This window comes from Streptomyces sp. GQ60 (assembly GCF_059758875.1).
In genome coordinates, this window is sequence record NZ_JCAXEG010000002.1 from 448,198 (window position 1) to 474,231 (window position 26,034).

28 protein-coding genes are annotated in these 26,034 nt (G+C 73.6%); 10 read left to right on the top strand and 18 right to left on the bottom strand.

The window, feature by feature from the left end:
* Positions 1–10: 10 nt before the first annotated feature.
* The 5 genes from AC6CKD_RS07015 to AC6CKD_RS07035 all read right to left on the bottom strand — a co-directional run bounded on the left by AC6CKD_RS07015 (position 11) and on the right by AC6CKD_RS07035 (position 3,289).
* On the bottom strand, positions 11–874 hold the full coding sequence (locus AC6CKD_RS07015) for a tyrosinase family protein (protein WP_498325876.1): 864 nt from the start codon (positions 872–874) through the stop codon (positions 11–13).
* Between the two features lie 6 nt (positions 875–880).
* Entirely contained in the window at positions 881–1,267 is a 387-nt protein-coding gene (locus AC6CKD_RS07020) for a tyrosinase family oxidase copper chaperone (RefSeq protein WP_498325878.1), read from the bottom strand.
* A gap of 74 nt (positions 1,268–1,341) precedes the next feature.
* A complete protein-coding gene (locus AC6CKD_RS07025) occupies positions 1,342–1,869 on the bottom strand; it encodes a GNAT family N-acetyltransferase (RefSeq protein ID WP_498325879.1) in 528 nt (175 codons plus the stop codon).
* A gap of 16 nt (positions 1,870–1,885) precedes the next feature.
* Complete coding sequence (locus AC6CKD_RS07030) at positions 1,886–2,497, bottom strand: trimeric intracellular cation channel family protein (protein ID WP_498325880.1); 612 nt, start codon at positions 2,495–2,497, stop codon at positions 1,886–1,888.
* 189 nt (positions 2,498–2,686) lie between these two features.
* Positions 2,687–3,289: a sigma-70 family RNA polymerase sigma factor gene (locus AC6CKD_RS07035; RefSeq protein ID WP_498325881.1), complete on the bottom strand. Its 603-nt coding sequence runs from the start codon at positions 3,287–3,289 to the stop codon at positions 2,687–2,689.
* Between the two features lie 87 nt (positions 3,290–3,376).
* Here AC6CKD_RS07035 and AC6CKD_RS07040 point away from each other — a divergent pair, with 87 nt between their 5' ends.
* Positions 3,377–4,204, top strand: coding sequence for an alpha/beta fold hydrolase (locus AC6CKD_RS07040; RefSeq protein WP_498325883.1), 828 nt, complete (start codon positions 3,377–3,379; stop codon positions 4,202–4,204).
* A 16-nt stretch (positions 4,205–4,220) separates the two neighbouring features.
* On the opposite strand, the gene AC6CKD_RS07045 is transcribed toward AC6CKD_RS07040, so the two are convergent.
* The 3 genes from AC6CKD_RS07045 to AC6CKD_RS07055 are packed head-to-tail and all read right to left on the bottom strand — an operon-like array spanning position 4,221 to position 7,539.
* On the bottom strand, positions 4,221–5,345 hold the full coding sequence (locus tag AC6CKD_RS07045; RefSeq protein WP_498325884.1) for an acyl-CoA dehydrogenase family protein: 1,125 nt from the start codon (positions 5,343–5,345) through the stop codon (positions 4,221–4,223).
* On the bottom strand, positions 5,342–6,544 hold the full coding sequence (locus tag AC6CKD_RS07050; protein ID WP_498325885.1) for an acyl-CoA dehydrogenase family protein: 1,203 nt from the start codon (positions 6,542–6,544) through the stop codon (positions 5,342–5,344). The genes AC6CKD_RS07045 and AC6CKD_RS07050 overlap by 4 nt, the downstream gene beginning before the upstream one ends.
* Complete coding sequence (locus AC6CKD_RS07055; RefSeq protein ID WP_498325886.1) at positions 6,541–7,539, bottom strand: NADPH:quinone oxidoreductase family protein; 999 nt, start codon at positions 7,537–7,539, stop codon at positions 6,541–6,543. The genes AC6CKD_RS07050 and AC6CKD_RS07055 overlap by 4 nt, the downstream gene beginning before the upstream one ends.
* A 290-nt stretch (positions 7,540–7,829) precedes the next feature.
* Here AC6CKD_RS07055 and AC6CKD_RS07060 point away from each other — a divergent pair, with 290 nt between their 5' ends.
* The 4 genes from AC6CKD_RS07060 to AC6CKD_RS07075 all read left to right on the top strand — a co-directional run bounded on the left by AC6CKD_RS07060 (position 7,830) and on the right by AC6CKD_RS07075 (position 11,540).
* Complete coding sequence (locus AC6CKD_RS07060) at positions 7,830–8,942, top strand: hypothetical protein (RefSeq protein WP_498325887.1); 1,113 nt, start codon at positions 7,830–7,832, stop codon at positions 8,940–8,942.
* A gap of 75 nt (positions 8,943–9,017) precedes the next feature.
* Positions 9,018–9,917 carry an SDR family oxidoreductase gene (locus AC6CKD_RS07065; protein WP_498325888.1) on the top strand — a complete coding sequence of 300 codons (900 nt, stop codon included), beginning with the start codon at positions 9,018–9,020 and terminating at the stop codon, positions 9,915–9,917.
* A gap of 129 nt (positions 9,918–10,046) precedes the next feature.
* Complete coding sequence (locus AC6CKD_RS07070; protein WP_498325889.1) at positions 10,047–10,649, top strand: TetR/AcrR family transcriptional regulator; 603 nt, start codon at positions 10,047–10,049, stop codon at positions 10,647–10,649.
* An 87-nt stretch (positions 10,650–10,736) separates the two neighbouring features.
* Positions 10,737–11,540: a hypothetical protein gene (locus tag AC6CKD_RS07075; RefSeq protein ID WP_498325890.1), complete on the top strand. Its 804-nt coding sequence runs from the start codon at positions 10,737–10,739 to the stop codon at positions 11,538–11,540.
* Here the strand turns inward: AC6CKD_RS07075 and AC6CKD_RS07080 are convergent.
* Both AC6CKD_RS07080 and AC6CKD_RS07085 read right to left on the bottom strand, forming a co-directional pair.
* Positions 11,527–12,360, bottom strand: a complete 834-nt coding sequence (locus tag AC6CKD_RS07080) for an enoyl-CoA hydratase/isomerase family protein (protein ID WP_498325891.1) — start codon at positions 12,358–12,360, stop codon at positions 11,527–11,529. The two genes, AC6CKD_RS07075 and AC6CKD_RS07080, sit on opposite strands and share 14 nt — an antisense overlap.
* 23 nt (positions 12,361–12,383) lie before the next feature.
* Positions 12,384–13,148, bottom strand: a complete 765-nt coding sequence (locus AC6CKD_RS07085) for a PIG-L deacetylase family protein (RefSeq protein WP_498325892.1) — start codon at positions 13,146–13,148, stop codon at positions 12,384–12,386.
* Positions 13,149–13,166: 18 nt separating this feature from the next.
* Here AC6CKD_RS07085 and AC6CKD_RS07090 point away from each other — a divergent pair, with 18 nt between their 5' ends.
* Both AC6CKD_RS07090 and AC6CKD_RS07095 read left to right on the top strand, forming a co-directional pair.
* Positions 13,167–14,036 carry an MBL fold metallo-hydrolase gene (locus AC6CKD_RS07090; RefSeq protein WP_498325893.1) on the top strand — a complete coding sequence of 290 codons (870 nt, stop codon included), beginning with the start codon at positions 13,167–13,169 and terminating at the stop codon, positions 14,034–14,036.
* A gap of 1 nt (position 14,037) precedes the next feature.
* A complete protein-coding gene (locus AC6CKD_RS07095) occupies positions 14,038–14,580 on the top strand; it encodes a DUF3887 domain-containing protein (RefSeq protein WP_498325894.1) in 543 nt (180 codons plus the stop codon).
* Between the two features lie 21 nt (positions 14,581–14,601).
* On the opposite strand, the gene AC6CKD_RS07100 is transcribed toward AC6CKD_RS07095, so the two are convergent.
* From AC6CKD_RS07100 to AC6CKD_RS07115, 4 genes are all read right to left on the bottom strand, one after another.
* On the bottom strand, positions 14,602–15,933 hold the full coding sequence (locus tag AC6CKD_RS07100) for an alpha/beta fold hydrolase (protein WP_498325896.1): 1,332 nt from the start codon (positions 15,931–15,933) through the stop codon (positions 14,602–14,604).
* 186 nt (positions 15,934–16,119) lie between these two features.
* Positions 16,120–16,971: a phosphotransferase family protein gene (locus AC6CKD_RS07105; protein ID WP_498325897.1), complete on the bottom strand. Its 852-nt coding sequence runs from the start codon at positions 16,969–16,971 to the stop codon at positions 16,120–16,122.
* 95 nt (positions 16,972–17,066) lie between these two features.
* Positions 17,067–18,152 carry an S-(hydroxymethyl)mycothiol dehydrogenase gene (locus AC6CKD_RS07110; RefSeq protein ID WP_498325898.1) on the bottom strand — a complete coding sequence of 362 codons (1,086 nt, stop codon included), beginning with the start codon at positions 18,150–18,152 and terminating at the stop codon, positions 17,067–17,069.
* 300 nt (positions 18,153–18,452) lie between these two features.
* The gene (locus AC6CKD_RS07115; protein WP_498325899.1) at positions 18,453–19,430 is read right to left on the bottom strand and encodes a LysR family transcriptional regulator; all 978 of its coding nucleotides are present in this window, start codon (positions 19,428–19,430) and stop codon (positions 18,453–18,455) included.
* Between the two features lie 79 nt (positions 19,431–19,509).
* Between AC6CKD_RS07115 and AC6CKD_RS07120 the strand changes: the two genes are divergently transcribed.
* From AC6CKD_RS07120 to AC6CKD_RS07130, 3 genes are all read left to right on the top strand, one after another.
* On the top strand, positions 19,510–20,436 hold the full coding sequence (locus AC6CKD_RS07120; RefSeq protein WP_498326288.1) for a dihydrodipicolinate synthase family protein: 927 nt from the start codon (positions 19,510–19,512) through the stop codon (positions 20,434–20,436).
* A gap of 115 nt (positions 20,437–20,551) precedes the next feature.
* Complete coding sequence (locus tag AC6CKD_RS07125; RefSeq protein WP_498325900.1) at positions 20,552–20,917, top strand: hypothetical protein; 366 nt, start codon at positions 20,552–20,554, stop codon at positions 20,915–20,917.
* A gap of 383 nt (positions 20,918–21,300) precedes the next feature.
* Positions 21,301–21,972, top strand: coding sequence for a transglycosylase SLT domain-containing protein (locus tag AC6CKD_RS07130; RefSeq protein ID WP_478689331.1), 672 nt, complete (start codon positions 21,301–21,303; stop codon positions 21,970–21,972).
* A gap of 154 nt (positions 21,973–22,126) precedes the next feature.
* Here AC6CKD_RS07130 and AC6CKD_RS07135 read toward each other — a convergent pair whose 3' ends face one another.
* From AC6CKD_RS07135 to AC6CKD_RS07150, 4 genes are all read right to left on the bottom strand, one after another.
* Positions 22,127–22,771, bottom strand: coding sequence for a MerR family transcriptional regulator (locus tag AC6CKD_RS07135; protein WP_498325901.1), 645 nt, complete (start codon positions 22,769–22,771; stop codon positions 22,127–22,129).
* Between the two features lie 96 nt (positions 22,772–22,867).
* A complete protein-coding gene (locus AC6CKD_RS07140) occupies positions 22,868–23,782 on the bottom strand; it encodes a squalene/phytoene synthase family protein (protein ID WP_498325902.1) in 915 nt (304 codons plus the stop codon).
* A gap of 31 nt (positions 23,783–23,813) precedes the next feature.
* Positions 23,814–25,541, bottom strand: a complete 1,728-nt coding sequence (locus AC6CKD_RS07145; protein WP_498325903.1) for a serine/threonine-protein kinase — start codon at positions 25,539–25,541, stop codon at positions 23,814–23,816.
* Positions 25,542–25,682: 141 nt separating this feature from the next.
* On the bottom strand, positions 25,683–25,949 hold the full coding sequence (locus AC6CKD_RS07150; RefSeq protein ID WP_498325905.1) for a GlsB/YeaQ/YmgE family stress response membrane protein: 267 nt from the start codon (positions 25,947–25,949) through the stop codon (positions 25,683–25,685).
* Positions 25,950–26,034 lie beyond the last annotated feature (85 nt).

Below are 26,034 nucleotides of genomic sequence, written 5' to 3' on the forward strand. Positions count from 1 at the left end.
CGGCCGGGACTCACTCGTAGCGGTAGAGCCCCTGGTGGCCGAGCATCTCGCGCGGAGTGACGTCCCACGGCGGCATCGGCTCGTCGAGGGCGATCACCCGGCCGCGCTGGAGGTCGCCGAGTGCGAGCGGGGCGGCGGGCAGGTAGCCGGAGGCCGGGTGCCGCCGCTGCCAGCGGTCCCAGAGCAGGTCCACGAATGCGTGGTGCAGCCAGAAGGCCGGGTCGTTGGGGGCCGTGCCGCCGGTCATGTGGCCGCCGATCCACTGGTGCACCTTGTTGTGGTTGCGCCACTTCTCGCTCTTCGGGGCGGCCCAGCCCTCCAGTTTGTTGCGGAAGCCGCCGCGTCCGGCCGTCGAGTCCCAGGGCGAGCTGTCGTACAGCGGGTCGTCGAGGGCCCACTGGAGTTCGGCCTTCGTCGGCAGGCTGATCGGGTTCGCCGGCCGGCCCAGGTTGCGGGTGAGGAAGCGGGCCTCCGTGATGCCGACCGTGATCGTCCAGTTGCCCTTCCCGTAGGCGAACGGGCCGGTCATCACCTGGCGGTCGCTCTCGCGGCCGGTCCCGCCGAGGAAGTCCTCCGCCCACAGGGAGGAGGCCGGGCTGTTGTCGGTGGTCCAGTCCCAGTACGGAATGGTGACGCCGGCGTCGACGGCCTGGAGCAGGCGTTCGAATTCCAGCAGGTAGCGCCGGTGCCAGGGGAAGAAGGACGGTGACATGTGCCCGACGCGCAGTTTGCGGTCGCGGTCGGGGACGAAGTACTTGTCGTGGGTGCGGACGAGCGCGTCGTAGGTGCCGTTGCGCTTGAGTTCGATCACGGCCGCGGTGAAGCGCTTCTTCTGCGCGCTGGTCAGGTTCTTCTGGTTCTGCCGGGTGTACACGCCCTGCTACTCCTGTCCCCCGTGGTGCGCTGCGGCGAACGCCAGCTGGGTGGTGCCCAATTCGTCGACGGCCGCGCGGGCGAGCTCCAGCGGGGTCGCGTAGGACTGGAAGTGGTTGATCCCGCTGAGGTACGTGCCGTCGGAACGGCGCATGACGTGCAGGGCACGGCCGTCGATGCGGACGCTGGTACCCGCCGGGTCGACGGCGATGTGCCGGCCGCGGTACGTCTCCTCGCCCGCCGGGGTCAGCGGTGCCGGCGTGAGGGTCTGCCGGGGACGGCGGGCCCGCAGTACGGGGGCCAGCGCCGCGGCCGTGCCCGCGCACACGGCCGCGGTGAAGGCCGTACGCAGGACCGCTCGGCGGGTGAGTGGTGCGGCGGGTGCTGCGTACATACGGTCTCCCTCGCTCGGTGGCCGGTGGCTACGGGTCTAACGCGGCGCGGCGGGCGAGGTCACCGGAGAGCCCTCTACTGCTCGGTGTGTTTGTAGTAGAGGGTGGTCGCCACCAGGCGGCCGGCCGGGTCGGTGGCGTAGTCGGGGATGGATCCGGCCTCGGTCCAGCCGGCGGCGCGGTACACCCGCTCGGCCGGGCTGCCGCTCTCGGTGTCCAGGAACAGCAGCACCACCCCGGCGCGGGCCGCGGCGGCCTCGGCCTCGGCGAGCAGCGCGCGGCCGGTGCCGCGGCCGCGGACCTCGGGGTGGACCATCAGCTTGCGGACCTCGGCGCGGTGGCGGCCGTTTGCCTTCGTCTCGCGGCTCCAGCTGATGGTGCCGTCGATCCGTCCGTCCGGCCCCCGGGACGCCCACAGCGCGAGGGAGCCCTCCTCGACGGCGGGGAGCAGGGAGTCCCACCAGGCGGCGGCCGCCCCGTGGTCGAGGTCGGCGAGGAAGCCGATGGAGGAGCCGCCGCGCACGACGGCGAGGAGCAGCGCGGCGAGCTCGTCGCGGTGGGCGGTCAGGGCGGCGGCGTCGATCCGCGTGGGCGAGGCGTTCATCCGCCGAGGATAGGGATCAGCCGGCGGCGCGCTGGAGGCGGGGCAGGTGCAGATCGCGGAAGATCGCGGTCATGCGCAGGGCGAAGACCAGGGAGGCGGACACCGCGGTGTTGGCGGTGTCCGGGACCCCGGCCCAGTGCAGGCCGAGGTAGGAGAGGGCTCCGGCGAGCGCGGCCGTGGCGTACACCTCTTCGCGCAGGAGCAGCGGCGGAAACTCCCCGCAGAGCACGTCGCGGACGACCTCGCCGGTGACGCCCGTCAGGACGGCCAGGATGAGCACGGCGACGGGGGTGACGTGCGCGTCGATGGCGGCGCGGGCGCCGATCACGGTGACGACGGCGAGGCCGACGGCGTCGACGATCACGAGCGCGCGGTGCGGGAGGTCGCGGCGGCGCAGGTAGAGCATGGTGGCGACGGCGACGGACCCGATGAGGACGAGCAGCAGCCAGTCGTGCGTCCAGTAGAGCGGGTGCCGGCCGAGGATGAGGTCGCGCAGGGTCCCGCCGGAGATGCTGGCGGCGAAGGCGAGGACGAGTCCGCCGAAGGGGTCCATGTTGGCCCGGTGCGCGGCGAGGACGCCGGAGGCGGCGAAGGCGGCGATGCCGAGGAGGTAGAGGGCGTGCAGCACGGCGCCTCCTTCGAGGACGGGCGGCGCGGGACGGGGAAGGACGTGGGGGGCCCGGCCGGGAGTGGTACGAGGGGACCCGTAGAGGTTGCCGGATCCGCCCGGGCGTCCGCATCGGCCGTTCGGCCAGGACGGCGGCGCCGCCGCAACCCCGGCCGCACCCCTCCCGCGCCGCACCCGCGAGCCCGTGCGTCAGGCGCCGTCCGCGAGCCGGTCGCGCTGGATCCGGTGGGCGAGGGTGCGGCGCACGGAGGCCGGGGCGTCCGCGGTGGCCCCCGAGGGGACGTCGAGGCCTCGGCTGATCGCGTCGTACGCCTCCCGGTAGCCGGCGGGCAGCTCTTCCCGGTGCAGCCTCAGGTCCTCCTCGACGAGGCGTCGCAGCTCGTCCACGTCCCGGGGCGTGAAGCGCTTCTTCCCCCGGGCGACGGCATCCACGTGGCGGGCGCACCGCGCGGTGTCCGGGTACGCCTCGGCGATCTCCTCGGCCAGGCCCCACAGGCGGCCTTCGAGCCAGGGCGCGTCGCCCTGGTCGAGGGAGAGTCCGATCGGCGGGGGCGGGTCCTCCGCCTTGTACTTCGCCACCTGCTTCGACACGGCGGGCTGGCTCATGGCGGTGAGCTGGGCGATCTTGTCCTGGGTCCAGCCGAGGCCCGCGAACACCTTGATCATCTCGGTGCGCAGCTTGCGCATTTCCTCGCCCGCGCGGATGACCTCGTTCATCTCCGCGAGCATCCGTCCGGCCTGCTCCTCCGTCAGCGACTCGGGGATCGCGCGCGCACCCTCTTCACCTGTCATAGCTCGGTTATACACCGGAACCGCGCTCCGGCGACAGGTTTTCATAACCGGGTTGTACAACCTGGTTATAGATGGCAGGCTTCCGCCATGCCCACCTTCTGCGCACCCGATGGGACCCGACTCGCCTACCGCACGATCGGAGACGGCGACCCGGTCCTCTGCATCCCCGGCGGCCCCGCGGACTCCCAGTACCTCGGCGACCTCGGCGGCCTGTCCCGGCACCGCCGGCTGATCCTCCTCGACCTGCGCGGCACCGGCCGGTCCGCGGTTCCCGAAGACACCGGCACCTACCGCTGCGACCGGCTCGTCGACGACGTGGAGGCGCTGCGCGAACACCTGGGGCTCGCCCGGACGGACCTGCTCGGCCACTCCGCCGGGGCGAACATCGCCATGGGGTACGCGGCCCGGTACCCCGGCGCCCTCGGCAGGCTCGCCCTGATCGGCCCCAGCACCCGGGCCGTCGGCATCGAGGTCAACGCCGCCGATCGGCTCGAACTCGCACGGCTCCGCGAGGACGAGCCGTGGTTCCCGGCGGCGTTCGCCGCCCTGGAGGCCGTGTCCGCGGGCACGGGCAGCGACTGGGACGCCCTCGCCCCCTTCTTCTGCGGCCGGTGGGACACCGCGGCACGGGAGCACCACGCCGCCGGCCTGCCGCTCAACCGGGAGGCCGTCGCCCACTTCGGCGCCGAAGGCGCCTTCACCCCGCAGGCCACCCGGGCGGCGCTCGCCTCCTTGGCGGCACCCGTCCTCCTGCTCACCGGGGAGTTCGACCTGAACAGTCCCCCTCGCTCGGCGGCCGAGCTCGCGGGACTGTTCCCCGACGCCACGGTCTCGGTGCAGCCGGGAGCGGGCCACTACCCCTGGGTCGACGATGCCGGGCGGTTCGCGGCAGCCGTCGCGGAGTTCCTGGGGTGATGACCCGCCCGCTCCCTTACGGCGCCGGGAGTTCCGCGAAGTCCGCCACCAGGCCGCGGTGGTGGCCCGCCGTGCCCAGGGCCAGGGAATCCGCCTTCGCCCGCTTGAGGTAGAGGTGCGCGGGGTGTTCCCAAGTCATGCCGATGCCCCCGTGGAGCTGTACGCACTCCTCGGCGGCCCGGACCGCCACGCCCGAGCAGTAGGCCTGGGCCACCGCCACCGTGAGCGGCGCGTCGGCGGCGCCGGTCGCGAGGGCGTCGGCCGCGGCGCGGGCCGCCGCGCGGGCGGAGGCCACGTCGAGCCAGAGCCGGGCGAGGCGGTGCTTGAGTGCCTGGAAGGAGCCGAGGGGCCGGTTGAACTGGTGGCGGGTGCGCAGGTACGCCACCGTCTCCGTCAGGCACCACTCGGCGGTCCCGAGCTGTTCCGAGGCGAGCAGCCCGGCCCCCGAGAGCAGTGCTCCGGCGATGGCCGCGCGGGCGGTGGCCGGGTCGGCAAGCCGGGTTCCGGGGGCGCCGTCGAGGGTGACGGTGGCCAGGGGGCGGGTCAGGTCCAGCGCCACGAGCGGGGTCCGCGAGACCCCCGCCGCGCCGGCCGGGACGGCGTACAGCCCGGTGTCGGCGAGGACGAGCAGTACGTCGGCGCAGACCGCGTCCGCGACCGATGTCACGCTTCCGCTCAGCGAGCCCGCGCCGGAGTCCCGGACCGGCGCCGGCAGGGGTGCGCCCGGAGCCAGGGTCAGGGGCAGGGCGGGCACGCAGATGCGGCGGCCCGCCGCGAGTTCCCGTAGGAGCTCGGCGGACTCCGCGCTCTCACAGCCGAGCAGGATCTCCGTCGAAAGGACCGCGCTCGTGAGGTACGGGACCGGCGCCGCGGCCCGGCCGAGCTCCTCCAGGACCACGGCCGCCTCCCGGTGCCCGGCTCCCTGCCCGCCCAGCTTCTCCGGTACGAGGAGCCCCGCCGTGCCGATGTCGGCGGCGAGCACCCCCCACAGTCCGGGGTCGTGGGGCCGGCCGCCCTCGATCCGGCCGAGGACGGCCGCGGGGTCGCAGCGGGCGGTCAGCAAGGACCGTACGGCCGTGCGGAGTTCCTCCTCCGTCTCGGAGTAGAGCAGGTCCAGGGGGGCTGCGGCAGGAGAGCTCATCGGGCCAGGTCCTTCCACGCGAGGTCCTTGTCGTCGCGCGGCTCGGCGGGCAGGCCGAGGACGCGTTCGGCGACGATGTTGAGGAGGATTTCGCTGGTGCCGCCCTCGATGCTGTTGCCCTTGGCGCGGAGGTAGCGGTAGCCGGCGTCGCGGCCGGTGAAGTCGACGATCTCGGGGCGGCGCAGGGTCCAGTCCTCGTACAACAGGCCTTCCTCGCCGAGGAGTTCCACCTCCAGTCCGCTGATCTCCTGGTTGAGGCGGGCGAAGGTCAGCTTCATGCCCGAGCCCTCGGGCCCGGGCTGGCCCTGGGCGAGCTGCTGGCGCAGCCGCTCCCCGGTCAGGCGGGCGACCTCGGCCTCGACCCACAGCTCCAGCAGCCGGCCGTGCAGATCGTGCGTCCGCAGTTCCGGCCGCTCGCGCCAGGCGGCGGCGACCGGGGCGATCATTCCGCCTTCACGCGGGGTCCGCATGCCGCCGATGGAGACGCGTTCGTTCATCAGGGTGGTGCGGGCCACCGCCCAGCCCTGGCCCACCTCGCCGAGGCGGTGGGCGTCGGGGATCCGGACTCCGCTGAGGAAGACCTCGTTGAACTCGGCCTCGCCGGTGATCTGGCGCAGCGGACGCACCTCGACGCCCGGGGCGGTCATGTCGCACAGGAAGTAGGTGATGCCCTGGTGCTTGGGCAGCGCGGGGTCGGTGCGGGCGATCAGGATGGCCCAGCGGGCGGTGTGGGCGCTGGAGGTCCATACCTTCTGGCCGTCCACCACCCAGTCTCCGCCGTCGTCGCCCACGCGTACCGCACGGGTGCCGAGGGCGGCCAGGTCGGAGCCCGCTCCGGGCTCGCTGAAGAGCTGGCACCACACTTCCTCGCCGGTCCACAGCGGGCGCAGGAAGCGCCGCTTCTGCTCCTCGGTGCCGTACGCGAGGATCGTGGGCGCGGCCATACCGAGGCCGATGCCGATCCGGCGCGGGTCGTTGTCGGGAGCTCCGGCCGCCGCCAGTTCGGCGTCCACGACGGCCTGCAGGGAGCGCGGCGCGCCGAGTCCGCCGAGGCCCTCGGGGTAGTGCACCCAGGCCAGTCCGGCGTCGAAACGAGCCCGCAGGAAGGCTCCGTGGTCGGTGGTGGCGGGCGGGTGTGCGGCGAGCAGTTCCCGTACGCGGGCGAGCAGTTGGTCGGCGGTGACCGCGACGGCCGTCATCGGGCGCCCCCTGCGGGCGAGCCTGGCAGCGTGGCGTCCAGGGCCGGTACGACGACCAGCCGGCCGGTGGTGGTCCCGTCGGCGAGGCGCTGCACGGCGTCCGCCGCTCCGGCGAGCGGCACCCTTTCGCTGACCAGCGGTTTGATGGACCCGTCGGCGGCGAGCCGCGTCAGTTCGGCGTGGCAGGCGGCGATCGCGGCCGGGTCCTTGGCGGCGTACAGGCCCCAGTGGAGGCCGAGGACGGCGTAGTTCTTCACGAGCGCGTGGTTCAGCGCGGGCGTCGGAATGGTGCCGCTCGCGAAGCCGACCACGATGATCCGGCCCTCGAAGGCCACACACTTGGCCGAGGCGGTGTAGGCCTCGCCGCCGACCGGGTCGTAGACCACGTCGGCCCCGCGCCCGCCGGTGAACTCCTTGACGCGGGCCACCACATCCTCGCTGGTCCGGTCGATGACGAGATCGCAGCCGAGCTCTTCGGCGGCGCGCATCTTGGCCTTGCCGCCGACGACCCCGATGACGGTGGCTCCGGCGGCCTTGCCGAGCTGGACGGCGGCGCTGCCGACGCCGCCCGCGGCGGCGTGCACGAGGAGGGTCTCGCCGGCCTGGAGCCGGGCCCGGCGGTGCAGGCCGAACCATCCCGTCTGGTAGCCGATGTGCAGGGCCGCCGCCTCGGCGTCGTCGAGGGTGTCCGGGGCGGGGAGCAGGGCGCGCGCGGGGGCGGTCACGTACTCGGCGAAACCGCCGTGCGGCAGGCTCGGGTTGGCGATGACGCGGCGTCCGTCGTCGGTCTCGCCGCAGATCTCGACGCCGGGGGTGAAGGGGAGCGGCGGGCGGATCTGGTACTGGCCGCGCACGAGCAGCGCGTCGGGGAAGTTGACGTTGGCGGCGAGCACCTTGAGCCTCACCTCGCCCTCGCCGGGAACCGGTTCGGGAACCTCTTCGAGGCGCATGGCCTCGCGGGGTTCGCCGGGGGTGTGTACTCGCCATGCCTGCATCCGGGGCCTCCAGCCGCCGACGGGAACCACGCCTCGCGGGCATACTAAGCGGTCGCTTGCACTGCTGTGAACCGGTGGGACCGTATGGAAACGCGGCGGGCGTCCGGCGGGTGCCCGGCAGAGATCCGCCGGGATCCGCCGGGATCCGCCGAGGGGATCCGGATCCTCCGCAACCACTCCCGTAAATCCGGTCACTTCCCTCACGCTTTCAGGCAGCATGTGGCGTGCACGTGTCATGACTTAACGGGGAACAGCACAAGTCCAGGGGGAACCGCCACATGAGAAGAAGCATGTCCGCGACCGCTGCCGCCGTCGTCCTGGCGGGTCTGGTCACGGCGACCGGCCCGGCCGTGGCCGCCGAGGCGACGTGCACGCCGAAGATACAGGTATTGGGACATCTCGCGCCCGACACCTACGTCCTGGACGGCGCTCCGACGCAGGGGGTCCTGGACCTCGGCGCGGGCAATCTCTCCGTCGGCGTCTCCGGCGACAAGCCGGTGTACTGGACCGGCACCAGGCTCCACCGGGTTCCGCTGGGCGACGACACCCGCACGGGCGAGGTGATCGCCGTCAACCGGAGCGGTCTGATGCTGGGCCGGGTGACCGGCGAGAGCGGCTACCTCTTCACCTACCGGGCCGGCGACGCGGCGGTCACCCCGCTGCCGGGGAGCGGCCGGCCGGACATCGAGGCCGATATCAACGACGCCGGATACGTCGTCTCCACCACCGCACAGGGGATCGGTACCGTCTGGAAGGACGGCCTGAAGGTGCGGGAGCTCCCGCTGCCCGCCGACAGCGGCCCCGGCACGCGCGTCAGGATGGTCACCGCCGTCAACACCGCGGGCGACGTCCTGGGCCTGGCGGAGCAGGACTACGAAGTGCCGGAGACGGGCCAGCACATGTGGTGGAACTATCCGCTGATCTGGCCCGCGGACGCCTCGCCGGCCCGGGCCCTGGCGCCGAGCGGCGGCGGCGGGTTCAACGACAGCTACGTGCAGGACATGGACGAGAGCGGCCGGGTCGTCGGCTACGACTGGCTCGGCCCGTGGCACGAGTACAAGCCGTTCGTCTGGACCCCGCCGCACACCGGCCCCGCCTCCTCCCCCGGGGTGCTGAACACACACCCCTACGGCACCCTCGAGGCGATCAGCCCGACGACCGGCGTGAGCGTCGGCACGGCCAAGTTCCACCCGGAATCACAGACCCTGCCCGACCAGGCGCAGCTGTGGCCCGGCTCCGGTCCGGTCCTCGCGCTCCCGAGGCTGTCCGCGAACGGCGCCAGCACGGCGGAGGCGGTCTCCGACCGCGACCGGGTCGGCGGATCGGCCGTGAACGCGAACGGCAAGCTCAGGCCGGTCATCTGGACCTGCGCGAGCAGGCAGGCGTACCTGCCCCAACCGTAGGACTCGGCCGGCGGCCCGCGCAGGCCTGTGCTCCGGCCATGGTGATCTGAGCGTCCGCACGCTATCGATGGCGGCATGAAGAACGCTCCGCGCGGTCTGCCCGCGCCCCCGCCGCTCGGTTCCGCCGCCCTGCCGCCCGGCACGTTCACCGGCCGGGCGGTGCTCGTGACCGGCGGCGGGACCGGGCTGGGCAAGGCCATCGCCACCGAATTCGCGCGGCTCGGCGCGGACCTGGTGATCGCCGGCCGCCGGATCGAGCAGTTGCAGTCGGCTCAGGAAGAGCTGGCGGCCGTCCCCGGAGCGGGCCGGGTCACGGCCGCCGTCTGCGACATCCGTGACCCCGAGCGGGTCGCCGAGGTCTTCGACGCGGCCGCGGCCGCCTTCGGCGGGGTCCCCGACGTGCTCGTCAACAACGCGGCCGCCAACTTCCCGTGCCCGGCCGAGGACTTGTCCCCCAACGCCTGGCGGGCGGTGGTCGACATCACCCTGACCGGCACCTGGTTCGTGACCCGGGAGTTCGGCCGCCGCCACCTCGCCGCGGGCAGCGCCGCGTCCATCGTGAACATCGGCGCCTCGTACGCCTGGACCGGCGGGCCGGGCTACGCCCACAGCGCCGCCGCCAAAGCGGGCGTGAAGAACCTCGTCGAGACCCTCGCCGTCGAGTGGGGCCCGTACGGCATCCAGATCAACGGCCTGGTCCCCGGGTTGTTCCCGCACGCGGACATGACCGAGGACATCCGGGGCGGCCTGGAGCGGGCCGCCGCGGAGGACAAGGACACCAGGCAGCCCGCCCTGCGGGTCGGCGCACCGCGCGAACTGGGCTGGGCCGCCACCTTCCTGGCCTCGCCCTACGCCCGCTTCATCACCGGCCACACCCTGGTGGTGGACGGGGCCAACTGGCAGCGGCGCTCGCTCGTCAATCCCGAAGTGGTGCCGGTGCGCGACCAGTTGGGCCGGGGTCCGTTCACTCCGTGAAACGTCCGCGGAGCGCGGCCGGCCCGCCGCCGCACCGAGCCATCGGTGGCAGGACATGCCTTTACGGCGTGTCCTGCCACAGTGCGATCGTGTGGCACATTGGCCTCCTCTACCCCTGGAGGTGTTGCGGTGAGCACGGCGAGTACGGGCCGGCCGTCGTTGACGGAGCGGCGCAGGGAGACCACGCGGTACGAGATCGCGGAGGCCGCGGCCGCGCTGTTCTCGGAGCGGGGGTACGAGACCACCACGGTCGACGACATCGCGCGGGCGGCCGGCATTTCGCTGCGCACCTTCTACCGGTACTGCCCGGCCAAGGAGGACGCGCTGACCCCGGTCCTCACCGCCGGAGTCGCCACCCTGGTCGAGGAGCTCGCCCTGCGCCCCGCGGCGGAGCCCCTCACCGAGGCGGTACAGGCCGCCTTCACCACCGCGACGGCGGGCGCGCGCTACGAGGAGCCGGGGCAGACGGTCCGCCTCATCCAGGTGATGAGCCGCGTCCCGGAGATCCGGCTGCGCTGGCTGGCGGCCGCCCGCGCGATGCAGGACCGCCTCGTCCCGGTCCTCGCCGCCCGCACGGGCCGCCCGGAAGCCGCCCTGGAGACCCGCCTCTTGGCGGCCGTACTCATCGACGCGGTCACCGTCGCCCTCGAACACTGGGCCGCCGAAGACGGCCGCGACCCGCTCCCGGCGGTCTCGGCCCGCGCCCTCGCCCTGCTGCGGCTGGAGGAGTAGCCGGGCCCGGTGTCCGGTGTCCCGTGTCCGGTGTCCGGTGGAGGGGGAGAGTGCCGGTTGTCAGTGGTCCCGGGCACCATGGACCGCATGTCCCACGCTGATCTGACCCTTGACCGGTGGCGCTCGTTCGACCTGCCGGACGTCCGCCGGTTCGCCCGGGAAGCCGCCGCCCTGGCGGACGCCCGAACGGTTCTGATCGATGCCGTCGAGCACCTCGGTCGCCCGCTGCACCGCGTGCTCGTCGAGCGGGACGGGCGGGAGTTCGCCCTGATACCCGGGGGAACGGTCCGCCTCGGGTTCGACCTGGACGCCTGGGAGCCGACCCCGGAGCAGACCGCCGACTTCGAGCGGAGTCTGGCCGAGCGGTACGGATACGGTCCCGATCTCAGGTCGCACCTCGCCGCGTCGCTGAGCCCGCCCCGCACCGTCACCCTGCCGACGGTGTTCATGGCCGTGCGGAACGAGCCGCTCACCGAGCCCCCCGCCGACATGCCCGGCGTGCTCGCGGGGCTCGGGCTGCGGATGCCCGGAGCCGACGAGTGGGAGCACGCCTGCGGGGCCGGGGCGCGCACCCTCTTCCGGTGGGGCGACACCTGCCCGATCGGCGAGCCGTCCCACGGCAGCGGCGGGGGCGGGCCGCGGTGCGAGCCCAATGCCTTCGGGCTGCGCATCGCCTACGACTCCTACGCCGCCGAGATCGGCGGCGACCCGGGCGCGGTGCACGGCGGGGACGGCGGCGAGTCCGCGTGCGGTGGGTACGGGGACCTATGGGCCTGGCTGACGCTGGCCACGGCGAACCGCAACCCCGCGATGGCCGAGTTCACGTACGGCCCCGAGGGCGCGGACGCCTGGGAGGCGTTCTCCGTCCGGCCCGTGCTCAGCCTCCGGTGAAGCGCGGTGGGCGGCGCTGCGCCTTGGCGGTGTAGCCCTCGCGGGAGTCCTCCGAGGTGAGGGTGAGGGCCGCTGTCATCGCCACCCGGTCCAGGGCCGCGGGCAGGGCGGCGTCCGCGTAGGAGTCGATCGCGCGCTTGATGCCCTGGACGGCGAGCGGGGCGTTGGACGCGATCTCCGCCGCGAGGGCGCGGGCGGCCGGCTCCAACTCATCGAGCGGGAGCACCTGTTGGACGAGGTTGAGGCGCTCCGCCGTCCGGGCGTCGATGCGGCGGCCGGTCAGGGCCAGGAACTTCGCCCAGCCGGCGCCCGCCTCGCGGGCGATCCGCAGGTCACCGCCGGCGTCCACCGCGACGCCCAACTGGGCTTCGGGCAGGGCGAACACGGCGTCCTCCGCCGCCACCCGGATGTCCGCCATCAGGGCCAGTTCGAATCCGAAGCCCAGGCAGTAGCCCTGCACCGCGGCCACGACCGGCTGCGGCAGCCGGGCCAGGACCGCGAAGCGTTCGTGGACCCAGCGGATGCCCTCGTAGTAGTTGCGGTTGCGCTCGGCCGCCGAGACGCCCGTGATCGCGCCGCCCGGGGCCGTCACGTCGATGCCCGCGCAGAACGCCCGGCCCTCGGCCCGCAGCAGGACCACCCGTACGGCGGGGTCGAAGCGGATCCGGTCCGCCAGCAGGCCGAGCTGGCGCGTGGACTCCCAGCTCCAGCCGTTGAGCTTCTCCGGCCGGCAGAGGGTGAGTTCCGCGATCCCGTCCTTGACGTCCAGACGGATCCGTTCCTCACCCTCCGCGATCTCCGTGCTGATGGTGTCGATCACGCGGACACCCTAAGTGGCCGCGCTCAGCGCGGGAAGACCTCGAACGGCACGGCCGGACGGCCTCCGAACCGGGCCGCCGACTGCTGCGCGTAGCCCGTCAGGAAGCCACGGACGTACGTCTCCGGGTCCTCGTCCGTCAGCGCCGCGATGTACGCCTTGTGTTCCATCAGGGACTTCACCGAACGCTCCATCCCGGGACCGGCGTCGGCCGCGTGCGTGGGCGTCGTGGTGCCGGACACCGCCACCCAGCGCACCCCGTTCCACGGCTCCAGGCCCTGTTCCGCGAGGAGTTCGGGGAAGATCCAGCGGTTGCCCGCGTCGCCCGCCGCGTCCAGGGTGGCCCGGCCGACCGCCTTGTGGTCGGGGGTGTTCCAAAACCCGCCGCCCTCGGCGCCGCCCCACGTGTCGCGGTGGTTCATCGTGATCACCAGCTCGGGGCGGTGGCGCCGGATGGCGGCCGCGATGTCCCGGCGCAGGTACAGTCCGTACTCCAGGACCCCGTCGCGGTGGTCGAGGAACTCCACCGTGGGCACCCCCACGACGGCCGCGCTCGCGCGCTGCTCCGCCTCGCGCAGGGGGGCGCACGCCGCAGGGTCGATCGTGTCGATGCCGGCTTCGCCGCGCGTGGCGAGCAGGTAGACGACCTCGCGGCCGCCGTCCGTCCAGTCCGCGATGGCCGCCGCGCAGCCGTACTCCAGGTCGTCCGGGTGCGCCACGACGGCCAGCGCACGCTGCCAGTCGGTCGGCATGGGCTCCAACGGGGCGCCCCCGTGCAGTTGTTCGTTCATGAGTCGCACAATAGGCGAATGGACACACAGGGGCAGGTGGTGGCCCTGCTCGACGCCACCGGGTCGTTCTTCGAACCCGCGGTCACGGCGTTCCCGGGGGCGGGCGCCACCGCCTGGGAACAGGCCGCGCTGCTGGATCCGGACGCGGCCGGGCCCGACGGATCCTGGCGGCTGGACTTCCGGTGCTTCGCCGTGTCCCGGCCGGGCGGCCGCTGGGTGCTGATCGACGCGGGGGTCGGACCGGCACGGGGCCCGGCGGCCGACTGGGCCCCGGTCCCGGGCCGGCTGCCCGCCGCGCTGGGGGAGGCCGGGATCGCCCCGGCCGATGTGGAGGCGGTGGTCCTGACCCACCTGCACGAGGACCACACCGGCTGGACCCAGGGCGAGGCCGGCCTGCCGTTCTTCCCCCGTGCGCGGTACCTCGTACAGAGCGCGGAAGTGGCGGCCCTGGACCGGGCGGATCCCGTGTGGGACTGGACGGTGGCACCGCTGCGGGCCACCGGACAGCTCCACGAGGTGACCGGAGAGCACCGGCTCGCTCCGGGCATCACCCTCCTGCCCACACCCGGGCACACGCCCGGCCACCAGTCGGTGCTGGTGGAAGGGAGGGCCGGGCGCGGCGGCGGGGGCCGGGACGTGCTGGTGACCGGTGACGTACTGGTCCACGCGGTGCAGTTGGCCGATCCGGCGGTCCCGTACTCCCACGAACGCGACCGGGCCGCCGCCCGCGCCTCGCGGGAGGAGCTCCTGTCGCTGGCGGTCCGCCGCCGCGCCCTGCTGGCCACCGCCCACCTGACCCGGCCCTTCGTGGAGCCGCCCGGACCGGGTCTCCGAGCACCCGGGACACCTGCCCGCGGCCGAGGTGCGACCGCTCGGGAGGCGCCCTAGCATGAAAGACGGCCTTCCGAAGGAGGAAGCCATGGTCCCGCTGTCGGACAGGCACACCGTGCGTGGCGCGAAGCGGCGGCTCGTCCGGTTCGCGCGGCTCGTGCCCGCGGCCGTACTGGCCTGCGGTGCCGTGCTGCTGACGAACGGCTCGCCGCCCGCGGCGGCCCGGGTCCACGTCCCCGCGGAGGTCACGGCCGCGGTGGTGACGGCCCTTGTGACGCAGGCCGATGACGAGCGGCTCGCACTCGACACCCTCGACGAGGTGGTGCGGGGCGACTTCGCCGCCGTCTCGGCCCGCTTCGACGAGACGCTCCGCCACCAAGCGACTCCCGAGGCGCTCGCGCAGTCCTGGAAGGACTACCAGGAGCAGTTCGGGCCCTACCGGTCGCACGGGGACCCCGAGCAGGTCACGTCCGTCCACGGGTCCGTGGTGAACGTGCCTCTGCGCATGGAGAAGGAGCCCGGAGAATTCCGCGTCACCTTCAACGACGGCGGACACCTCATCGGCCTGTACTTCCTCCGCCCGGGCATCCCGGTCCCGTAACTCCCCCGCGATTCGGGGAACTCAGGCCTCGTCGCGCACGAGCGCCAGCAGCCGGTCCAGGACGCGCGGACCGCCGGCGCGGACCCCGTCGTGCTCGAACTCGTCCGTGACCCAGGTCTTCAGGCCGCGGATCGCCCGGGCGGTGGCCAGGGAGTGCGCGGTGTCCACGTACATGTCGTCGTGGTAGACGGCCGCGGCCACCGGCACCTCGTTGACCGCGAGCCGCGCCGGGTCGTACAGCGGGGTCCAGCCGGTGCGGGCCAGCAGCAGCTCGGCGGTCTCGCGCAGCGGGGCCAGCGCCGGGTCGCAGTCGAAGTGCCAGGGGTGGATGGTCTCGCCGGTGAAGTACAGCGGCTCCGTGCCCGCGAGGGTCTTCGCGGCGTCGAACCGCGGGTGGCCGGAGCGGACCCCTTCGGCGGCCCAGCCGATGGGGGCGCCCGGGTCCTGGGCGTAGATGGCCTCGTGGATCAGGGCGTAGAGGGGGTGCCCGGCGAAGGAGAGCTGGGCGTGCACCGCCTCCAGGAAGGCGTCGGAGAGGGCGGGCCCGTCCGGCGTGGGGACGAAGGCGTCCTCCAGCAGGTAGTGCAACTGGTGGCTGCCGTCGGAGACGCCGAGGAGCAGACCGAGGGACTGGAAGGCCTCGGCCGTCAGCAGGTATCCGCCGGGGAGTTCGGCCGGGCGCTCGACGAGGTGGGCGGCGATGCGGCGGGCGCGCTCCACGTCCATGGGGTATCGGGCGTAGTGCGCCCGGTTCTTGCGCTCGACTCGGGGGTACGCGGCTTCGTACACCTCGGCGGCGGTGGCGTCGAGGGAGGGCAGCCCGCCGGTGATGAGGGCGGCGCTCAGCCCCTCGGGGGCGGCGCCCAGGTAGTGGGTGACGCAGAAGCCGCCGAAGCTCTGGCCCAGGACCGTCCAGGGCGCGCCGCCGGTGAGGAGCGGGCGGATGGTCTCGGCGTCGCGCACGATGGAGTCGGCGCGGAAGTGGGCGAGGTACTCGGCCTGCTCCGCGGGACCGCCGCGCAGCGGCAGGGTCTGCCGGTTGACCGGGGTGGAGCGGCCGGTGCCGCGCTGGTCGAGCAGCAGCACCCGGAACTCGGTGAGGGCCCGCTCCAGCCAGGCCTGCCGGCCGACGAACCGGCGGGCTCCGAAGCCGGGTCCGCCCTCCAGGTAGAGCAGCCAGGGCAGGGACTCCGGGTCCTTGCCGGTGGCGACCAGTTCGCGTGCGTACAGGCCGATCCGCTCGCCGTCGGGGCGGGCGTGGTCGAGCGGGACGGTGAAGTGGTGGTCGGTGAGGACGACACCGGGCTGGCGGTAGCTGCCGGCGGCTGCGCTCTCGGGGGGCACGGGGTTCACGGGGGTCACGGGAGGTCCCAGGGGTCGGCGCGGTGCGGTGGTGTACGCGGCAGCCGTCCCGGGGCCGGTGGGTGAGGGCGAACCGGGGCGGCGGGCCCGGCCGAGCTTACGCGAGGCCCCCGGGAGCAGTGCCGAAAGGTGCGGTCCCGTACTTCGGCGGGCCCCTCGGGGTCACTGTCGGTCGCGTCACCGGGTCGGGCGCCACCAGTAGCGCCCGACGATCAGCTCCTCCAGCGCGCGGAGCCTGTCCGCGGCCATGCGCGCATGGACGCCGGGGTGTTCCAGCGCGACGCGGAGGTCGGATGCCAGGTGGGTCGCCTCGCGCACCTCGCAGCCCGCACGGAGGGATTCCGGAGAGGTCGCCGTCGCACGGGCGATGACGTCGAGAACGGTCTCCGTGTGCGGGCCGCTGAACCGGGCCAGGAAGAACCAGTCGTCGACCGGATCTCCGTAGCGGGCCCATTCGAAATCCAGCAGGGCCGTCACGTTCCGACCGCGCGCGAGCCAGTTGTCCCAGTGGCAGTCCGCGTGGACCGGGACGACGGCACGTGCGTGCAGGGGCGCCCGCTCCGCGATCGCCCTCAGGCCGTCGAGCAGGTGGGGAGGCACGGTTCCCTGCCGGTCGAGGTCCGCGAGGGTCTCGATCTCGGCGAAGAGCGCGGCCCGTCCGGCGAACCCGCCGTGGTCGAGGGACTCTCTCAGCGTCCGGTCGGCGCGGCCCGCGGGCACCCAGCCGTGCAGTCGGCCGAGCCGCTCGACCGCCTCCTCCGCCAACGCGCGCGCGGTCCCGTCGTCCACCCCCGGCATGCCCGTGCCGGGGGCCTCCCCCGGCACGCGGGCGTAGCAGGCATAGCGGACGTCGCGCGTCTCCAGCCGGTGGAGCCCGCTGCCGAGCAGGGGTGCCGTGAGGCCGGCGGGCAGATGGGGTGCGAGCGCGATCTCCCGGTTCAGCCGGCCGTGGGCGCCGGCATCGATGATCTTCACCACCACGTCCGAGCCGACGTAGACGTGGTGGGAGCCGCTCTCCACGGTGGCCATGGGGCCGGGATCGCGCCCCAAGGCCGCCGCGGCGATCGCGTGAGCGGCATCGTGCGCTCGCCCCGGTGGGTCGCCTGCGGTCGCCGGCGCGTTGTTCAGAACTCGACCACCGATCGGAGTACCTCGCCGCGTTCCATCCGCTCGAAGGCCGCTTCCACGCCGTCCAGGGCCATGCGCTCGGAGACGAACGCGTCGAGGTCCAGCCGGCCTTGCAGGTAGAGGTCGATGAGCAGCGGGAAGTCCCGCTCGGGCAGGCAGTCCCCGTACCAGGAGGACTTCAGGGCGCCGCCGCGTCCGAAGACGTCCAGCAGCGGGAGTTCGAGCCGCATGTCCGGCGTCGGGACGCCGACCAGCACCACGGTGCCGGCCAGGTCGCGGGCGTAGAACGCCTGCTTGTACGTCTCGGGGCGGCCGACGGCCTCGATGACCACGTCCGCGCCGTTCCCGCCGGTCAGTGCCTGGATGGCCTTGACCACGTCCTCGGCGGCGCCGTTGACGGTGTGCGTGGCGCCGAGTCCGCGCGCCCACTCCAGCTTCCGGTCGTCCAGGTCCACGGCGATGATGCGGGAGGCTCCGGCCAGCCTGGCCCCGGCGATGGCGGCGTTGCCCACTCCCCCGCAGCCGATGACGGCGACGGAGTCGCCGCGCCCCACGTTGCCGGTGTTCAGGGCGGCGCCCAGGCCGGCCATCACCCCGCAGCCGAGCAGCCCGGCGGCGGCCGGAGAGGCGGCCGGGTCCACCTTGGTGCACTGCCCGGCGGCGACCAGTGTCTTCTCGGCGAAGGCCCCGATGCCGAGGGCCGGGGAGAGCGGGGTGCCGTCCTCCAGGGTCATGGGCTGGGTGGCGTTGTGCGTGGCGAAGCAGTACCAGGGGCGGCCTCGCTTACAGGCACGGCAATTCCCGCACACCGCGCGCCAGTTGAGGACGACGAAGTCGCCGGGCGCGACGGAGGTGACGTCCGGGCCGACCGACTCTACGACCCCGGCGGCCTCATGGCCGAGCAGGAAGGGGAACTCGTCGTTGATGCCGCCCTCCCGGTAGTGCAGGTCGGTGTGGCAGACCCCGCAGGCCTGGACCCGTACGAGCGCCTCGCCGGGGCCCGGGTCGGGCACGAGGATCGTCGTGGTCTCCACCGGTGCGCCCTTGCTCCGGGCGATGACCCCTCGTACGCGATGCGTCACGTGCTACCCCGATCTCGATCACTGTCTCTTCGACTGCACCGGAGGTCCCTCGAGGGTTCCGCCGGTCCGTCCCGCCAACGTACACGCGCTGTCCCGCGTGCGGGAGTTGCCCCGCGCCCCGGCACGGTGGGCACCGCGGGCGCGCCGCCCGCGTGGTGGCCGGAAAGGACGCCCGAGCCCCTCCCGGTCCGACCTGCCCCCCTGACCGCAGGTCCGGGGCTGGGCGGTGCGGCTGGGCGGTGCGAGCGGTGCGGCTGGGGTGGTGGGCGTTGAAGCGGAGCCGGAACCGCACCTGCCCGGTCAGCCCGCGAACGGCGGCAGCGCCGCCCGCAGGGCCTCCGTGAAGGCGGCCACGGCGGGGTGGGCGGCGGCGCCGCTGCGGAAGGCCACGTTGGTGCGGCGCTCCATGGCGAGGCGGGTGAGCACGACGGCCGGATCCACGTGTCCGGTGATGCCGAGCTGCGGCACCACGGCCACCCCCTGGCCGGCCGCGGCCAGGGCGAGCACGGTGGCGAACTCGTCCACCTGGTGCCGGATCCTCGGCACGAACCCGGCGTCCTCGCAGGCCCGCACCGTCATGGCGTGACAGAGCGTGCCGGGCGTGGCGGTGATCCAGGGCGCCTCGGCGTGCGCACGGAGCAACGCCCGCCGGCCGACCGCGGGTGCCCGCTCCGTCGGCGCCCCGTCCGTGGGCGTTCGCTCCGTCGGCGCCCCGTCCGTGGGCGTTCGCTCCGTCGGCGCCCAATCCGCCGGAGTCGCCAGGTACATCGCCTCGCTGTAGAGCGGTTCCGTGGCGAGCCCCGGCTCCTCTGGGGCGGGAACGAAGTCGTACGCGTGGATCAGGGCCACGTCCAGGTCCCCGGCACGCAGCGCGTGCGCGACCGCCGCCGGATCGGTTTCGGACACCATCGGCTCCAGTCCCGGGTGCCGGCGGGCCAGCGCGGCCAGGGCCGCCGGGACGATGGCCCGGGTCGCCGTGGGGAAGGAGCCGATCCGCACCACTCCGGCCAGTCCGCCGCGGGCCTCCGCGAGCTCGGCGTCGGCCCGCTCCAGCAGCTCCAGCACCGCGTCGGCGTGCCGGACCAGGTTCTGGCCCGCAGGTGTGAGCCGGACCCGGCGCCCGGTGCGCTCCAGGAGGGGCAGACCGGCCTCGCGTTCGAGGATCGAGAGCTGCTGGGACACCGCCGAAGGGCTGAAGGAGAGCGCCTCGGCCACCGCGGCGATGGTCCCCCGGCGGGCGAGTTCGCGCAGCAGGCGCAGGCGTCGTACATCGAGCATCGGATCAGCTTACGGTTCGGATCGGAAAGGCGAACTGGATTCGATGCTCGGGGCACGCCAGGCTCGACCCATGACCCAGATGCCGAGCACGCCCACGCCGCCCCCCACCGCACCCGGCCCGTACGCCCCGCACGGGATCCACGTACCGCTGGTCACCCCCTTCACCCCCGCCGGCGAGGTCGCCGCCGAAGCCCTGGAGGCACTCGCCCACGAGGTGCTCGACGCGGGAGCCACCGGGATCGTGGCGCTCGGCACCACCGGCGAGCCGGCCGCCCTCGACGAGGCGGAGCGGGACCTCGTCACCGACGTCTGCGCCCGGGTCTGCCGGGAGCACGGGGCCGCGCTGACCGTGGGCGCCGGGGCGAGCGGCACCCGGGCCGCCGAGGATTCCCTCGGGCGCCTCGCGCGGTGGCCCGAGGCGCGGGCCGCGCTGGTGACCGTGCCCGCGTTCGTACGGCCCTCCGCGGCCGGGGTGCTGGCGCACTTCGAGCGGCTGGCGCGGGTGAGCCCCGTACCGCTGATCGTCTATCACGTTCCGTACCGGACCGGACAGTCGCTGGACGCGGCCCTGTTGCGGGAGATCGGGGCGCTGCCGGGGGTCGTAGCAGTGAAGTACGCGGTCGGCGCGCTCGACGGGGAGGCGGTGGCCCTGCTCGGTGATCTACCGGACGGCTTCGCGGTGTTGGCGGGTGACGACACCTTCCTCTCGCCCCTGCTCGCGCTCGGCGCGGCGGGCGGGGTCCTCGCCTCGGCCCACCTCGCGACGGCACGGTTCGCAGAGCTCGCGGCCGCCTGGCGGGCGGGCGACGCGGACCGGGCGCGCACCCTGGGCCATGCGCTGGCCCGGCTCTCCGCAACCCTCTTCACCGAGCCCAACCCGGCAGTGATCAAGGGGGTGTTGTACGCGCAGGGCCGCATCCCGACGCCCGACGTGCGCCTCCCCCTGCTCCCGGCGAGCACGGAGTCGGTCGCGGCCGCACTGCGGGAACCGGCGCTGCGGCTTTAGAGGTCGCGCCTCAGGGGTCGCGCCGCGAGGCGCGGGGATCACCGATCGGGCTGCGCGGGAACCCGGAGAGTGCTCCCGCACATCTACCGTGTGGGACACGAGGAAGGGATGGGCCGTGCACAGCTCCGAAGCGGGTACCGACGGCAGAGGGCGGCCCGGCAGTGGCTGGTGGGCGCCGGGGCTGGCGAATCTCCTGATCGGCGTGGTCGCGATCGTTCCGGGCCTGTGCCTCCGATGGCTCGTGGTGGAGTACCCGCTGGTGGACTGCGGCGGCGGCACCGGCTGTGACAAGGAGGCCTCCGAAACCGCGGCCGTCCTGACGTTCGGCGCCGTGCTCAGCGGCCTGCTCGTCCTGGGACTGGTGCTGGTGGTGGACGTCCTCACGCCGCGCCAAGAGGGGCTGCCGCTTCGCCGATGGCTCGGCATGGCCGTCCTGATCCCGGCCCCCTTCGCCGTCAGCCGGGCTCTGGGCTGGATCTAGGCCGTCTCTTTCGGAGAGGGGTCGATTGACCCGGGATGGGCGATTCGCCGCCAAAGAGCGGGTCGCCCGAATCGGCCCCGGCGACGGGCGACTTGCCCGTATTGAGCCGACGCCCGCCGCCCCGTGATGTGAGTCACGCCGACGGCCTCAACATCATTTCCCCGCGAGGGGGGATTCCCTTTTCCCGGTTGGATATTCGCGAATTCCCCGGCCTCTTCTCAAGGTCATCCACCGGGCCGAATGCGGGAAGTTGATCTCCCGGTCGAATTCACGTCTTGTTCCGGCCCGCCGGACTCGCTTACGGTCGCCTCGTTCCCGGTGGTCAGCTGCCGAATCCGGCCGCCGCCAGGGCTCTTCCGTACCCCCACGTGAGGAATTCCGCCATGCCCGCACAGGGAAAGCACCGCCGGCCGAAGCAGCACAACGCACTCACCCGCAAGCTGGCCCTCGCCGGCACCGGCGGCGCGGCGCTGGCCCTCCCGCTGATCAGCGCGACCACGGCCGGGGCGGCCGAGGTGACCGCCGCCCCCGCGACGTACTCCGTGGTCAGCGGAGACACCCTGAGCAAGATCGCGGCCGAGCACTCCATCGGCGGCGGCTGGCAGAAGCTCTACGAGGCCAACAAGGGCATCGTCGGCGCGGACCCCTCGACCATCCGCCCCGGCCTGAAGCTGAAGCTCACCACGGCCGCCGCCCCCGCCGCGGCCAAGGCCGCCAAGGCCGCCACCGGCTACGCGAACAACCTCGACGGCTGGATCCGGGAGTCCCTCGACGTCCTGGCCCAGCACGGAATTCCCGGAAGCTACGAAGGAATTCACCGCAACATCATGCGCGAATCCTCGGGGAATCCGATGGCCATCAACAACTGGGACTCCAACGCGGCGGCCGGCATCCCCTCCAAGGGACTCCTCCAGGTCATCGACCCGACCTTCAAGGCCTATCACGTACCCGGCACCTCGCTGGACTCCTACGACCCGGTCGCCAACATCACGGCCGCCTGCAATTACGCGGCGGCCCGCTACGGTTCGATCGACAACGTCAACGGCCCCTACTGATCGAACGTGCGGTAGGCCGGCCCCAACTCGCCCACGTCCACCGAGGTGTGCACGACGGGACCGGCCCCGTTCGCCCCGGTGGACAGGCGCTCGTGCAGCGGGTCGAGCAGACCTCGCCCCACTCGGCTTCGACCGGCCCTCTCCGGCGGCGCCGTCACTCCAGCCCGTACCGCCGCGCCGACTCCTCCTCCTGCGCCAGCCGGTGCAGGGCCTTCAGAACCGGCTGGAAGAGGACGGCCGCGGCCACCACCATCTCCACCTGCTCCGCCTCGGACGGGTACGCCTCCATGAAGTCCAGGTCGCGCACGGCCGCCTGGAACATCAGCTCGGCGTACGGAGCCATCAGTTCGGCGCCCCACGGATAGCCGAGCCGGGTGAGGGTGGACACGGCCAGCACGAGCGAGCGGTGGACCGGGGAGAGCTCCCCCACCTCCCGGGCCGTCGACCAGCCCAGCATCTCCAGCAGCCGGTCCACCTCGTGCCGCGCGGTCGCCACCGCCGGATCCTCGTCGTCCGCCTCCGGCCCCTGCGGCAGCGCCCAGAGCGCCGCGCCCATCCGGATCGTCCGGCCCAGGGACTCGTCGTCCACGTGCGCGAGCACTTCCCGGACCTTGGCCACCGGAATCCCGCCGACCTGGATCAGCGCCCGGATCAGCCGCAGTCGCCGCAGGTGCTCCTCGTCGTAGTCGGCGGTCGTCGCGCTGACCCGCCGCCCCGGCGCCAACAGACCTTCGCGCAGGTAGTACTTGATGGTTGCCGTGGAGACGCCACTGCGCGCGCTCAACTCCGCCAGCCGCATCCCGTGGACCTTTCTTTGGAGAGCACAGCTATCCAATTGTGCACGGACAGCACCGTCGGACGGTGCCCCGCTCAGCTCGGGCCCTGAGCGAGCGGGTCAGGCGGCGGTACGCGGCCTGCGCGCCCTGGCGCGCACCAGGGTGCGCAGCGGAGCCGTGAAGCCGTAGCCGACGTCCTTGCGCAGGGCCCCGACACCGGCCCGTTCCACCGCAGTGAGCTGGTGCCGCATGAGCTCCGTCATCGTCACGGCGACCGCCCGCAGTCCCGGTTCGGTGAGGTCGAGGATGCCGTCCGTGGCGGCGAGCGCGGTACGGGCCCGCCCGCACTCGGCGGCCAGCAACTCCCGTACGGCCGCGGTGTCGCGGGCCTGTTCGAGGTCGGCCCGGGTCACGGAGTGCTCGGCGAGGCGGGCGCGCGGGATGCAGAGACGGCCGGCCGCGAGGTCCCCGGCGAGATCGGCGAGAAAGTCGACCCGCTGGGCGGCGTCCACGAACCGCCGCCATCCCGCGGCCTGTTCGGCGTCGGGCCCGCCCTGGTACTGCAGGCCGGTGAAGGCCAGCACGCCGGGCCAGGCATAGGCGTCGAGGTAGGACTGGAAGTCCTCCTCGGCGGCGAACCCGTCGAAGACGGCCTCCTCGGCGGCCGCGCCGTCGAGGAAGCGGAACACCCAATCGGCGGGCAGGCCACGGGAGTCGACGGCGTGGGCGTAGGCGCGCAGCAGCGGGTCGGAGCTCTCACCCGTCTCCAGGGCCCGGCGCACGTCGGTGGCCAGTTCCTCGAGCCCGGCGGCCCGCTGGTCGGCGGAGCCGGTCTCGGCGACGTCGTCGACCCGGTTCATGAAGGCGAGCCCGGCCGCCAGCCAGGGCACGAGCGGGGGCGCGGCCAGCAGCCGCAGGGCGAGGTAGGGGGCGGGTTCCCGGCGCAGGACCCGGCGGGCCGCATAGGTGTAGTCGGCCCGGAGCCGGGGGCCGGAGACCCCGGCGGAGGTGAGCGTGCTGCGCCAGCTGGGCATGGTGGTCGTTCTCCGCTTCTCCGGCCGTCAGTCAGTTCCGGTAGACCTTCTTGATCTTAAAGTCGGTGCCGGCGAGGACGTAGCCGCCCTGTCCGTACGCGTCGCTCAGGTAGGGGCGGATCGCGGGGGCCTTCATCCAGGGCGAGACGTTGAGGTAGCGGGAGCTGGGGTTGTCGACGCCGAGCTCCTTCGTCGACGCGGCCAGGAGGGCGGGCAGGGCGTCCCAGTCGAGCGCCGCCATGTCCATGAGCGGTTCGTCGGGCTTCACGGTGCCGGACGGTCCGGTGCGTTTGGCGACGCCGCCGCGGTACTGCCAGGAGTCGACGGTCTTGGCTCCGGGCGCGGTGGGGATGCCGGCGAGCACGTACTCGTCGTAGACCTTCATGTCGACGAACGTGGTGGTGCCCGTCTGCTGCTTGAGCGCCTCGACGGCGGTACGGATGTTGGCCGGGTCGATGAGGCTTCCCTTGGGCGGGGCGACCGGCTTCGGCGTGCTCGCCTGCGGAGTCGGGGTGGGGTTCGGGGTCAGGGCCACGGCGGTGCCCGGGGCCGGGGACGCCGGTCCGGAAGCGGACGGGGTGCCCGAGGCCTTCGGGTCGCCGCTCTTGCCCTTGGCGCCTCCGGCGTTCCCGTCGGGCAGCCAGTTGACGATGCCGACGACCCCGGCGGCCAGGACCACCGCGAGGATTCCGGCGAGCAGGGCCGGCCGGCGGCGCGGGCGCGGGGCGGGCGGCGGGGGGAAGGCCACGGGGGCGGTGGACGCGTACGGGTTGCCCGCGCCCGGAACGAACGGCGGCGGCGGGGCGTACGTCGCCGGCGCCGGTACGGGGCCCGAGGAGGGACCGGCGGCCGGCGTCGCCGGCCCGAAGCTGCCGAGGGCGACCGGCGGTACCCCTGGGGCCGCGCCGCCGAGAGCACTGCTCGCACCGCGGAGCAGCGCTTCCAGTTCCTCGGCGTCGGGCCGCGCGGCCAGGTCCCGTACCAGCAGCCGTTCCAGTACGGGTCCCAGCGGGCCGGAGCGCACCGGCGCGGGGATCGGTTCGTCGAGCACCGCGACCACGGTGGCCAGGCTGGTGGCCCGGCGCAGCGGGTGCACCCCTTCGGCGGCCACGTAGAGCAGCATCCCGAGCGACCACAGGTCGGAGGCGGCCAGTCCCTCCGCGCCGCGCGCCCGCTCGGGGGCTATGTATTCCGGCGACCCGATCAGCGCACCGGTCGAGGTCAGCGCGGTCGCGCCGTGCAGGGCGGCGATCCCGAAGTCGGTGAGCACGGCGGAGCCGTTGGGCCTCAGGAGCACGTTGGCCGGTTTCACGTCACGGTGCAGCACCCCCTCCGCGTGCGCGGCCCGCAGCGCGGACAGCAGGTCGAGCCCCAGGCGCAGCACGTCCGCCACCGGCATCGGGCCGCCCTCCAGCCGGTCGGCCAGGGAGCCGCCCCTGACCAGCTCCATCACGATCCACGGATGGCCGTCGGAACCGGGCTCGGGCTCCACGATGTGGTGGATGGTGACCACGTTCGGGTGAGTGAGCCGGGCGAGGGCCCGGGCCTCGCGGACGGCCCGCTCGCGCAGTTGGACGACGAGCCCGGGCTGCGCGGCGGCGGTGGCCGGGTCCGGCGGCCGCACCTCCTTGAGCGCGACCTCCCGGTCCAGCGCGATGTCGCGGGCCCGCCACACCGTCCCCATCCCGCCGCTGCCCAGGGGCCGCGCCAGTTCGAAGCGCCCGTCGATCAACCGTCTGCCGGCCTCACTGCTGTCCATGGCCGGTCATCGTAAGCGGCGCCACCGACGCCGGTGCACCCGGACCGGGACGTGGACAGCGCGGGCGGTGCGCGGCGCGGGCGGTGCGCCTGCGGTACGACGCCGAGGGGCCGAGGCGCTCCGCAGTGAGGCCTAGGCCGGTCAGTTGCGGGAGTTGCCGAAGAGGAGGCGGTAGGCGACGAGGAGGACCAGGGAGCCGGCGATGGCGGAGCCCCAGGTCGCGAGGTCGAAGAAGTCGTTCTGGATCGACCGGTCCAGGAACTTCGCCGAGAGCCAGCCGCCGGTGAAGGCGCCGGCGATGCCGATGAGGGTGGTGCCGATCAGGCCGCCCGGGTCACGGCCGGGCAGCAGGACCTTGGCTATGGCGCCCGCGAGCAGTCCAAGGATGATCCAGCCGATGATGCCCATGCCCGTTCACTCCGCTTCGGTGTGCGCGTCGTCGCGCGCGGTGGTTCGTTGGTGTCTCGGGTACGGAGACGCGCGGACGGGCGGA